A 10,116-nucleotide genomic window follows, 5' to 3' on the forward strand; every position below is an offset into this window, starting at 1 on the left:
GGCACGCGCGCGTGCCGGTCCAGATCACCGACTCCTTCCTCGCCCAGCAGGCGACCCGCGCCAACCTCGCGCGGGCGGGTCACGCGCCGGACGCGGCACGGCTCCTGACGACCAGGGACGCTCCGCCCGCCCGCGTCGACGTGCTCCTGGTCCGCGTACCGAAGAGCCTCGCGCTCCTGGAGGACCAGCTCCACCGGCTCGCGCCCGCCCTGCACGAGGGCACGGTCGTCATCGGCGCCGGCATGGTCACCGAGATCCACACGTCGACGCTGGAACTCTTCGAGCGCATCATCGGCCCGACCAGGACCTCGCTGGCCCGGCAGAAGGCGCGGCTCGTCTTCTCCGCCCCGGACCCGGCGCGCACCGCCGGAACCAGCCCCTGGCCCGGCAGTTACGTCCTGCCCGCCGACTCCGGCGCGGGCGCGGGCCTCACCGTCGTCAACCACGCAGGCATCTTCTGCGCCGACCGCCTCGACATCGGCACCCGCTTCTTCCTCAAGCACCTGCCGCGCGCCCGCGGTGGCGCCCACGTCGTCGACCTGGGCTGCGGCAACGGCGTGCTCGGCACCGCCGCCTCCGTCGCCGACCCCGACGCCACGGTCACCTTCATCGACGAGTCGTTCCAGGCCGTCGCCTCCGCCGAGGCCACCTTCCGCGCCAACGCCGCGGACGACGCCAAGGCCCACTTCGTGGCCGGTGACGCCCTCGCCGCCGTACCACCGGGGACGGTGGACGTCGTCCTGAACAACCCGCCGTTCCACAGCCACCAGGCCACGACCGACGCGACCGCCCGCCGCATGTTCACCGGCGCCCGCGCCGCGCTGCGCCCCGGCGGCGAGCTGTGGGTCATCGGCAACCGCCACCTCGGCTACCACGTGAAGCTCCGCAAGCTCTTCGGCAACGCGGAGGTCGTCGCGAGCGACCCGAAGTTCGTGCTGCTGCGGGCGGTCAAGGGCGAGCGCTGACTCCTCGGGGCCGGGATCCGTTCCGGTTGGGGCCTGTTCGGCCCTCCCGCGGACGGCCGCACGGTGGCAGCGTCATGGTCGGACCCGGCCGGGTGGCGGTCGTCCCGTGCGGCTGATGTGCTGGGACGCGGAGCCGACCGTCCCGTACGCACAGAACCCCGCGAGGAGGACCTAGTGGTACCCGTGGCGAAGGACCGTCTGGCCGCATTGGACGCCCACTGGCGCGCCGCCAACTATCTGGCCGTCGGCCAGATCTACCTGATGAGCAACCCCCTGCTGACCGAGCCGCTGCGGCCCGAGCACATCAAGCCGCGCCTGCTCGGACACTGGGGCACCTCGCCCGGCCTCAACCTGGTCCACACCCACCTCAACCGCGTCATCCAGGAGCGGGACCTGAACGCGCTGTGCGTATGGGGTCCGGGCCACGGCGGTCCCGCCGTGCTCGCCAACTCCTGGCTGGAGGGCAGCTACACACAGACGTACCCGGACGTCACACGGGACGCGCCGGGCATGGCGAGGCTGTTCCGGCAGTTCTCGTTCCCCGGCGGCGTGCCCAGCCACGTGGCGCCCGAGACGCCCGGTTCGATCCACGAGGGCGGCGAGCTCGGCTACTCGCTCGCGCACGCCTACGGAGCCGCCCTGGACAACCCGGACCTGCTCGTCGCCTGCGTGATCGGTGACGGCGAGGCCGAGACCGGGCCGCTGGCCGCCTCCTGGCACTGCAACAAGTTCCACGACCCCGTGCACGACGGAGCGGTCCTGCCGATCCTCCACCTCAACGGCTACAAGATCGCCAACCCGACGGTGCTGGCCCGGCTGCCCGAGCACGAGCTCGACGCGCTCCTCAAGGGGTACGGACACGAGCCGCTGTACGTCGCCGGTGACGAGCCGCGAGAGGTGCACCAGGCGATGGCCGCGGCGATGGACCAGGCGCTCGACCGCATCCGCGCCATCCAGCAGGGCGCCCGGAGCGGCGAGGGCGCGCACGGCCGCGCCCCCTGGCCGGTGATCGTGCTGCGCACGCCCAAGGGCTGGACCGGCCCGGCGACCGTGGACGGAGAGCCCGTCGAGAACACCTGGCGGGCCCACCAGGTGCCGCTGTCCGGGGTCCGCGAGAACCCGGACCATCTGCGGCAGTTGGAGGAGTGGCTGCGTTCGTACCGTCCAGAGGAGCTCTTCGACGGGGACGGCCGACCGACCGAGCAGGTCGTGTCCTGCGTACCGCAGGGCGAGCGCCGTCTCGGTGCCACCCCGCACGCCGACGGCGGCAGGCTCACCCGTCGGCTGCCCGTCCCGCCGCTGGAGCGCTTCGCCGTCACCGTCGACAAGCCGGGCACGACGCTGCACGAGCCGACCCGGATCACGGGCGGCCTGCTCGCGCAGGTCATGGCGGACACCGCGGAGCGCCGCGACTTCCGGGTCGTCGGCCCGGACGAGACCGAGTCCAACCGGCTCGGCGCGCTGTACGACATCACGGGCAAGGCCTGGCAGGACCGGACCCTCGACACGGACGAGCACCTCGCGCGCGACGGCCGCGTCATGGAGGTCCTCTCCGAGCACCTCTGCCAGGGCTGGCTGGAGGGGTACACGCTCACCGGCCGCCACGGCCTGTTCTCCTGCTACGAAGCGTTCGTCCACATCGTCGACTCGATGGTCAACCAGCACATCAAGTGGCTGAAGACCTCGCGCGCGCTGCCCTGGCGGGCGCCCGTGCCGTCGTTGAACTACCTGCTCACCTCGCACGTGTGGCGCCAGGACCACAACGGCTTCTCGCACCAGGACCCGGGGTTCGTGGACCACGTCCTGAACAAGAGCCCTCACGTCGTACGCGTCTACCTCCCGCCGGACGCCAACACCCTGCTCTGCGTCACCGAGCACGTCCTGCACAGCCGCGACTACGTCAACGTCGTCGTCGCGGGCAAGCAGCCCTGCTTCGACTGGCTCTCCCTCGACGACGCCCGTGCCCACTGCGCGCGCGGGGCGGGCGTCTGGGCGTGGGCCGGGACGGAGGAGGGCACGCGGGATCCCGACGTGGTCCTCGCCTGCGCCGGTGACGTGCCCACGCAGGAGGTGCTCGCCGCGGCGGCGCTGCTCCGCGCCCACCTGCCCGAGCTCGCCGTGCGCGTCGTCAACGTCGTCGACATCGCCCGGCTGATGCCTCGCGAGGAGCACCCGCACGGGATGGCCGACTCCGAGTTCGACGCGCTCTTCACCCGCGACAAGCCGGTGATCTTCGCGTACCACGGCTATCCGTGGCTGATCCACCGCCTCGCCTACCGCCGCACCGGCCACGCCAACCTGCACGTGCGCGGCTACACGGAGGCGGGCACGACCACCACGCCCTTCGACATGGTCGTCCGCAACGACCTGGACCGGTACCGCCTCGTCATGGACGTCATCGACCGCGTCCCGGGCCTTGCCGTGCGCGCGACGGGCGTGCGCCAGGCGATGGCCGACGCCCGTACGCGCCACCACGCCTGGATCCGCGAGCACGGCACGGACCTCCCGGAGGTCGCCGACTGGACGTGGCCGTACTGAACGAGCTCTTTCCCAGGAACCGCACCGCCCTCGGCCCGGGCGCGGTGCACGTGCCGGACTGGCTGGCACCGGAGGCGCAGCTGCGGCTCCTCCAGGCGTGCCGGGATTGGGCCGGGCCGCCCGCCGGGCTGCGGCGGGTCAGGACGCCCGGCGGCGGTGTGATGACGGCACGGCAGGTCTGTCTGGGCTGGCACTGGTATCCGTACGGGTACGCGCGCACCGTGGTCGACGGGGACGGCGCTCCGGTGAAGCCGATGCCGCCGTGGCTCGCCGAGCTGGGCGGCCGGGCGGCCGAAGCGGCCGGTCACGACGTCGGCGATCCGTACGACATCGCCCTCGTCAACTTCTATGACGCCGACGCGCGGATGGGCATGCACCGCGACAGCGACGAGAAGTCGGGAGCCGCGGTGGTGTCCCTGAGCCTCGGGGACACGGGCGTCTTCCGCTTCGGCAACACGCGGACGCGCACGAAGCCCTACACGGACATCGAACTGCGCAGCGGTGACCTGGTGGTCTTCGGCGGTGCCTCCCGCCTCGCGTACCACGGGGTGCCGCGGGTGCTCCCCGGCACGGCGCCGCCGGAGCTGGGGGTGACCGGGCGGCTGAACATCACGCTGCGCGCCAGCGGCTTCGCGGAGCACGGGCGGGGCTGAGCCGCGTTCAGCCCTGTCCCTACGCCGCGTCGTGGAAGACGAGCCCCAGCGATCTGCGCAGCCCCGACCGCACCGTGCTCACCCCGTGCCGCACCGGCCCCGCGGACCAGCCGCGCGCGGAGCGGACCGGGCGGTCGCGGGTGGTGAAGACCAGGCCGTGGCCCTGCTTCAGGACCGTCGACGTGCCCCGGGACTGGGCCCGCGGCCGCTGCTCGACGAGCAGGAACTCGCCGCCCGTGTAGTCGCTGCCCTGCTCGTCCAGGCCGATGACGACCTGGAGCGGGAAGACCATGTCCCCGAACAGGTCGCGGTGCAGGGCGTTCCAGTCGCCCTCCTCGTAGCGCAGCAGGATCTGGGCGGACCTGGTCTGGCCCGCCGCGTGGCACCGGTCGAGCCACTCCTCCAGGGAGTCGGGCCAGGGGGCCGGACGGCCGAGGCGGTCCGCCCAGTCGCGGGCGATGGCGAGCAGGTGCGGATAGAGCGCCGCGCGCAGCTCGGCCACGGGGTCGGGGAGGTCGTGGGTGAAGTAGCGGTACTGCCCGGAGCCGAAGCGGTGCCTGGCCATGTCGACTGTGGAGCGGAACAGGGTGAGGTCGTCGTAGAGCCCGGCGATGCGGCGGCATTCGGCCGGGGCGATCAGCCGGGGTGTGAGCGCGCAGCCGTGCGCGTCGAGCTCGGTGGCGAGCGCCGCCCAGTCCGTCGAGTCGACCGCCGCGCCGGGCGTGCCTGCGGTGGTGGTCATGCCGCCTCCAGGTCGAGGAGCAGCTGCTTGCGCTCCAGGCCGCCCGCGTATCCGGTGAGGGAGCCGTCGGCGCCGATGACCCGGTGGCAGGGGCGCACGACGAGGAGCGGATTGCGTCCGACGGCGGTGCCGAGGGCGCGGACCGCGGCGCGGGAGAGGCCGAGCCGCTGCGCGAGGCGTCCGTACGTGGTCGTCGTGCCGTAGGGGACCGAGTCCACCGCCGCCCAGACCTTGCGCTGGAAGTCGGTGCCCGACCCGGTGGCGTACTCGATGTCGAAGTGCGTCAGGCCGCCGGAGAAGTAGGAGCGCAGCTGCGCGGTGATCGCGTCGAAGGCCGCGTCGTCGCGCGGCCAGCCGTCCAGGACGGCGGCGCCGCCCTTCTGGCCCGGTACGGACAGCGAGGACAGCGCGGTGCCGCCCTCGGCGGTGGCCGACTCCTCGCCCACCAGCAGCAGCTCGCCCAGCGGGCTGTCGGTCGTCGTGTAGACGGTCATCGGACTCTCCTCGGTGGTGCCTGGTTCTCTGAGCTTGACGTGGTCAAGTCTGCGTCGCGCGCGCGAGCCCGGCTGGCGGGATTCGGACATCGCCCTGAGGCCTTCCGGACGAGACTCCGCTCACGCTTTATGCAACTAGTTGCACAACGGTTCGCGGCTGGTCTACAACTGTCCTGTAGACACCGCGTACGGAGGGGCCGCATGAGCCGTTACCCGAACCTGCTGAACCCGCTCGACCTGGGCTTCACCACCCTGCCCAACCGGGTCCTCATGGGCTCCATGCACGTGGGCCTCGAAGAGGCGCCGAACGGCTTCGAGCGGATGGCGGAGTTCTACGCGACCCGTGCGCGCGGCGGCGTCGGCCTCATCGTCACCGGCGGCATCGCCCCGAACGAGCTGGGCCGTCCCTGGGACGGCGGCGCCAAGCTGACCACGGAGGACGAGGCGAAGGAGCACGAGGCGATCACTGCCGCCGTGCACGCCGAGGGCGGGAAGATCGCGATGCAGATCCTCCACTTCGGGCGGTACGCCTACCACGACAAGCTGGTCGCCCCGAGCGCGCTCCAGGCGCCGATCAGCCCCTTCGTGCCCCGCGAACTCACCGACGACGAGGTCGAGCAGACCGTCGAGGACTTCGTGCGCGCCGCCGAGCTCGCCAAGTCCGCCGGCTACGACGGCGTCGAGGTCATGGGCTCCGAGGGCTACCTGATCAACGAGTTCATCGCGGCCCCCACCAACCGGCGCACCGACCGCTGGGGCGGCTCCTACGAGAACCGCATCCGCTTCCCCGTCGAGATCGTCCGCCGCACCCGCGAGCGCGTCGGCGCCGACTTCATCATCATCTACCGCCTCTCCATGCTGGATCTCGTCCCCGGCGGCTCGACGCTCGACGAGGTCGTCCAGCTCGCCAAGGAGATCGAGGCGGCGGGCGCGACCATCATCAACACCGGCATCGGCTGGCACGAGGCGCGCATCCCCACCATCGCGACGTCGGTGCCGCGCGGCGCCTACAGCTTCGTGACGAAGAAGCTCATGGGCGAGGTCTCCGTACCGCTCGTGACCGTCAACCGCATCAACACCCCCGAGATCGCCGAGCAGTTGCTCGCGGACGGCGCCGCCGACATGGTGTCCCTGGCCCGCCCGCTGCTCGCCGACCCCGACTTCGTCAACAAGGCGAAGGACGAGCGACCCGAGGCCATCAACACCTGCATCGGCTGCAACCAGGCCTGCCTGGACCACACCTTCAACCTGCAGATCACCTCCTGCCTGGTGAACCCCCGCGCCTGCCACGAGACCGAGCTGGTGCTCGCGCCGACCCGCACCAAGAAGCGCCTCGCCGTGGTCGGCGCGGGCCCCGCCGGGCTCGCGTTCGCCGTCTCGGCGGCCGAACGAGGCCACGACGTCACCCTCTTCGACGCCGCCGACGAGATCGGCGGCCAGCTCAACGTCGCCCGGAAGATCCCCGGCAAGGAAGAGTTCGACGAGACCCTGCGCTACTTCCGCACCCAGCTCGACCTGCGCGGCGTCGACGTCAGGCTGAACACCGTCGTCACCGCGGACGAGCTCGCCGGGGACGCCTTCGACGAGGTGGTCGTCGCCGCCGGCGTCACCCCCCGCACCCCCGAGATCCCCGGCATCGACCACCCCAGCGTCGTCGGCTACCTCGACGTGCTGCGGGACGAGGCGCCCGTGGGGGAGCGGGTCGCGATCATCGGCGCGGGCGGCATCGGCTTCGACGTCGCCGAGTTCCTCACCGACGGCGGCGAGCAGGCGAGCCTGGACCCGGCGACGTACTTCCGCCAGTGGGGCGTCGACATGGACTACCGCGAGCGCGGCGGTCTGACGAAGCCCGAGCGGCCGACGCCGCCGCGCACCGTCCACCTGCTGCAGCGCAAGACGTCCAAGGTCGGCAAGGGCCTCGGCAAGACCACGGGCTGGATCCACCGCACCGAACTGCGCCACCGCGGCGTCGCGATGGTCGCCGGTGTGAGCTACGACCTGATCGACGACGCGGGCCTGCACATCACCGTCGAGGGCGAGTCGTCCGTGATCCCCGTCGACACGGTCGTGCTCTGCTCCGGCCAGGAGCCGCGCCGCGACCTGTACGAGGAGCTCGTCGCCACAGGCGCCGCGGTGCACCTCATCGGCGGCGCGGACGTGGCCGCCGAACTGGACGCCAAGCGCGCCATCAAACAGGGCACGGAGCTGGCCGCCGCGCTGTGAGGCGGCCCCACCGCCGGCGGCACCGTCCCTAGGATTGCCCCATGTCACTCCCGCACGCGATCCTCACCGCGCTCCTCGAGAAGCCCTCGTCGGGCCTCGAACTGACGCGCAGGTTCGACAAGTCGATCGGCTACTTCTGGTCGGCCACGCACCAGCAGATCTACCGCGAGCTGGGCAAGCTGGAGCGGGACGGGGCCATCCGGGCGCTGCCCCGGCAGGGGGTGACGCGCGGGCAGAAGAAGGAGTACGAGGTGCTGCCGGCGGGCCGCGAAGAGCTGGCCCACTGGACGGCCGCGAGCCAGGACCCGAAGCCCCTGCGCGACACGCTCCTGCTGCGCCTGCGCGCCGCCGCGGTCGTCGGCACGGCGGGCGTCCAGGAGGACCTGCACCGCCATCTCGCCCTCCACCAGCGGCAGTTGGCCGAGTACGAGGAGATCGAGAAGCGGGACTTCCCGCCCGGGAAGGACGCGGTCGAGGACCGGCTGCGCCATGTGGTGCTGCGCGCGGGCATCGACCTGGAGACGTTCTGGACGCAGTGGCTCACGCGGACGATCGAGGAACTGGAGGCGCCGTGACGGCCGGGCGCCGGGCCGCTAGCCGATGTTGATGTGGATGTTGAAGCGGACGTTCACCACAGTGCAGAAGAAGTTGCCCTGCTTCTTGCGGCGTTCCAGCGTGTCCCCGGTGGTGCCCTTGCCCTTCTCCTCCTTGTTCTCGACCGGCAGGTGGTCGAATCCGCGGAACACCTTGTTCTCGGCCTTGACGGCGATGCCGCCCACCTTGCGCCAGTGGCCGCACAGGTCGTCGTAGCGGTCCTGGGAGAGCTTCGCGCCGAAGGTCATGTCGAGGCCGCCGCCGTCGATGTACTGGGCGCACACCTGCTTGAAGATGCTGACGGCGTGGTCGTCGAAGGTGTCGACGCCCTCGATCCGGCCCAGGACCTCGTCCCTGTCGTCGGAGATCTTCTCCCGGCGGGCCTGCTTCTGCGTCGCGCTCTGGCGGTCCTGCTGGTCCTTGAGCACGGCCCGCTCGGCCGTGTCGATGCCGTGCTCCTTGCTGCACGCGATCTCGACGGTGTTCTTCCAGGTGCCCGCGGAGATCCACTCCCGCGAGAAGTCGATGCGGTCGCAGAAGGCGAGCAGCAGTTGCTCCGCCTCCTTCTCGCTCTCCGCGTAGACGACACCTTTGTACTCCTTCGTCATGGCGACTCTCCCTCCCCGGTGCCGCGGACGCGGCGCTGTGTGGACGCGCAACGTCTCACCGCGCGGGGAGGCCGTCATCAGGTGGCGCGGCTTCCGCTCCCCAGGGTCGCCTCCTCGGGGTCCCAGCCTTCCGGCAGCGGCTCCGGCGGCACGAGCTGGGTGTCGATCGGGAGGAACTCGGCACGCTGCGCGGAGTGGGTGATCGCGGTCATCGTCTGCAGGACGTGCAGCGCGAGCGCGCCGGACGCCCGGTGGGTCCCGCCGCCGCGCACGGCTCGGGCCATGTCGACCACGCCGAGTCCGCGGCCGTCGGTCCGTCCCCGCACGGGCAGTTCGCGCCAGGTGTCGGAGCCGTTCGGGAGCAGCTTCAGCGGTCCGCCGAACGTGTTCGGGTCGGGCACGGCGAGGGTTCCCTCGGTGCCGGTGATCTCGAAGCGGATGCGGGGGAGCGCCGAGTCGAAGCTGAACGTCGCGTCGGCCGGCACCCCCGAGGCGAACCGGATGAGCGACGACACGTGCGTCGGTACGTCGACGGGGAAGGTCCGGCCCGCCTTCGGCCCCGATCCGACGACGCGCTCCGCACGGGCGCGCGCCGCCGTCGCGGCCACCCGCTCCACGCTGCCGAAGAGGGCGACGAGCGAGGTCAGGTAGTACGGGCCGAGGTCGAAGAGGGGTCCCGCGCCCGGCTGGTAGAAGAACGCGGGGTCGGGATGCCACGCCTCGGGCCCGAGGCCCTGCGTCACCGTCGTCGCCGCCACCGGAGCGCCGATGTGCCCGGCCGCGACGGCCCGCAGCGCCGACTGCAGGCCCGCGCCGAGGAACGTGTCCGGCGCGTTGCCGACGAGGAGCCCCCGCTCCGACGCCTCGGCGAGCAGCTTCTCCGCCTCCGCGGGCGCGAGCGTGATGGGCTTCTCGCCGTAGACGTGCTTCCCGGCGCGCAGGGCGGCCGTCGCCACCTGCGCGTGGGCGGCGGGCACGGTGAGGTTGACGACGAGCTCGACCTCGGGCAGGGCCAGCACCTCGGCCGGGCCGCCCGACACGGGTATGCCGTGGGTGCGGGCCACGGCGGCCGCTCGCTCCTCGTCGAGGTCGGCGACGGCCACGACCCGGACGTCCGGGAAGCGGCTCAACGTACGCAAGTACTGGGCGCTGATGACGCCCGCGCCGACGACGGCGACGCCGACGGGGCCCGAGCCGACGGGTGCCGCGGTCATGCCGCCTCCAGCGAGGTGAGGTAGGCGCGGCTGGCCGCCAGCTCGTCGAAGAGGGTGTCGGCGTCGCCCGCGCAGGAATCGAACT

General features: G+C 72.1%; 9 protein-coding genes. 5 read left to right on the plus strand and 4 right to left on the minus strand.

Annotated elements, in window-relative coordinates:
• The 3 genes from AOK03_RS25710 to AOK03_RS25720 all read left to right on the plus strand — a co-directional run.
• Window positions 1-965: methyltransferase (locus tag AOK03_RS25710; protein ID WP_055567720.1), on the plus strand; the 965-nt coding region annotated here is incomplete at its 5' end.
• Between the two features lie 174 nt (window positions 966-1,139).
• Window positions 1,140-3,503 carry a phosphoketolase family protein gene (locus AOK03_RS25715; RefSeq protein ID WP_055567721.1) on the plus strand — a complete coding sequence of 788 codons (2,364 nt, stop codon included), beginning with the start codon at window positions 1,140-1,142 and terminating at the stop codon, window positions 3,501-3,503.
• Window positions 3,491-4,156: an alpha-ketoglutarate-dependent dioxygenase AlkB family protein gene (locus AOK03_RS25720; protein WP_107098109.1), complete on the plus strand. Its 666-nt coding sequence runs from the start codon at window positions 3,491-3,493 to the stop codon at window positions 4,154-4,156. Before AOK03_RS25715 ends, AOK03_RS25720 begins: the two co-directional genes overlap by 13 nt.
• Before the next feature lie 19 nt (window positions 4,157-4,175).
• Here AOK03_RS25720 and AOK03_RS25725 read toward each other — a convergent pair whose 3' ends face one another.
• A complete protein-coding gene (locus AOK03_RS25725; RefSeq protein ID WP_055567722.1) occupies window positions 4,176-4,898 on the minus strand; it encodes a 2OG-Fe(II) oxygenase in 723 nt (240 codons plus the stop codon).
• Window positions 4,895-5,392 (minus strand): methylated-DNA--[protein]-cysteine S-methyltransferase, encoded by a 498-nt coding sequence (locus AOK03_RS25730; protein ID WP_055567723.1) that lies wholly within the window; start codon window positions 5,390-5,392, stop codon window positions 4,895-4,897. Before AOK03_RS25730 ends, AOK03_RS25725 begins: the two co-directional genes overlap by 4 nt.
• A gap of 201 nt (window positions 5,393-5,593) precedes the next feature.
• On the opposite strand from AOK03_RS25730, the gene AOK03_RS25735 reads away from it, so the two are divergent.
• Entirely contained in the window at window positions 5,594-7,615 is a 2,022-nt protein-coding gene (locus AOK03_RS25735) for an NADPH-dependent 2,4-dienoyl-CoA reductase (RefSeq protein ID WP_055567724.1), read from the plus strand.
• 41 nt (window positions 7,616-7,656) lie between these two features.
• Complete coding sequence (locus AOK03_RS25740; RefSeq protein ID WP_055567725.1) at window positions 7,657-8,190, plus strand: PadR family transcriptional regulator; 534 nt, start codon at window positions 7,657-7,659, stop codon at window positions 8,188-8,190.
• 18 nt (window positions 8,191-8,208) lie between these two features.
• Here AOK03_RS25740 and AOK03_RS25745 read toward each other — a convergent pair whose 3' ends face one another.
• Both AOK03_RS25745 and AOK03_RS25750 read right to left on the minus strand, forming a co-directional pair.
• A complete protein-coding gene (locus tag AOK03_RS25745; RefSeq protein ID WP_055567726.1) occupies window positions 8,209-8,817 on the minus strand; it encodes a hypothetical protein in 609 nt (202 codons plus the stop codon).
• 77 nt (window positions 8,818-8,894) lie between these two features.
• A complete protein-coding gene (locus AOK03_RS25750) occupies window positions 8,895-10,031 on the minus strand; it encodes a Gfo/Idh/MocA family protein (RefSeq protein WP_055567727.1) in 1,137 nt (378 codons plus the stop codon).
• Window positions 10,032-10,116 lie beyond the last annotated feature (85 nt).

Origin of the sequence: Streptomyces atriruber (assembly GCF_001418325.1) — a bacterium.
Taxonomy (GTDB): domain Bacteria; phylum Actinomycetota; class Actinomycetes; order Streptomycetales; family Streptomycetaceae; genus Streptomyces; species Streptomyces atriruber.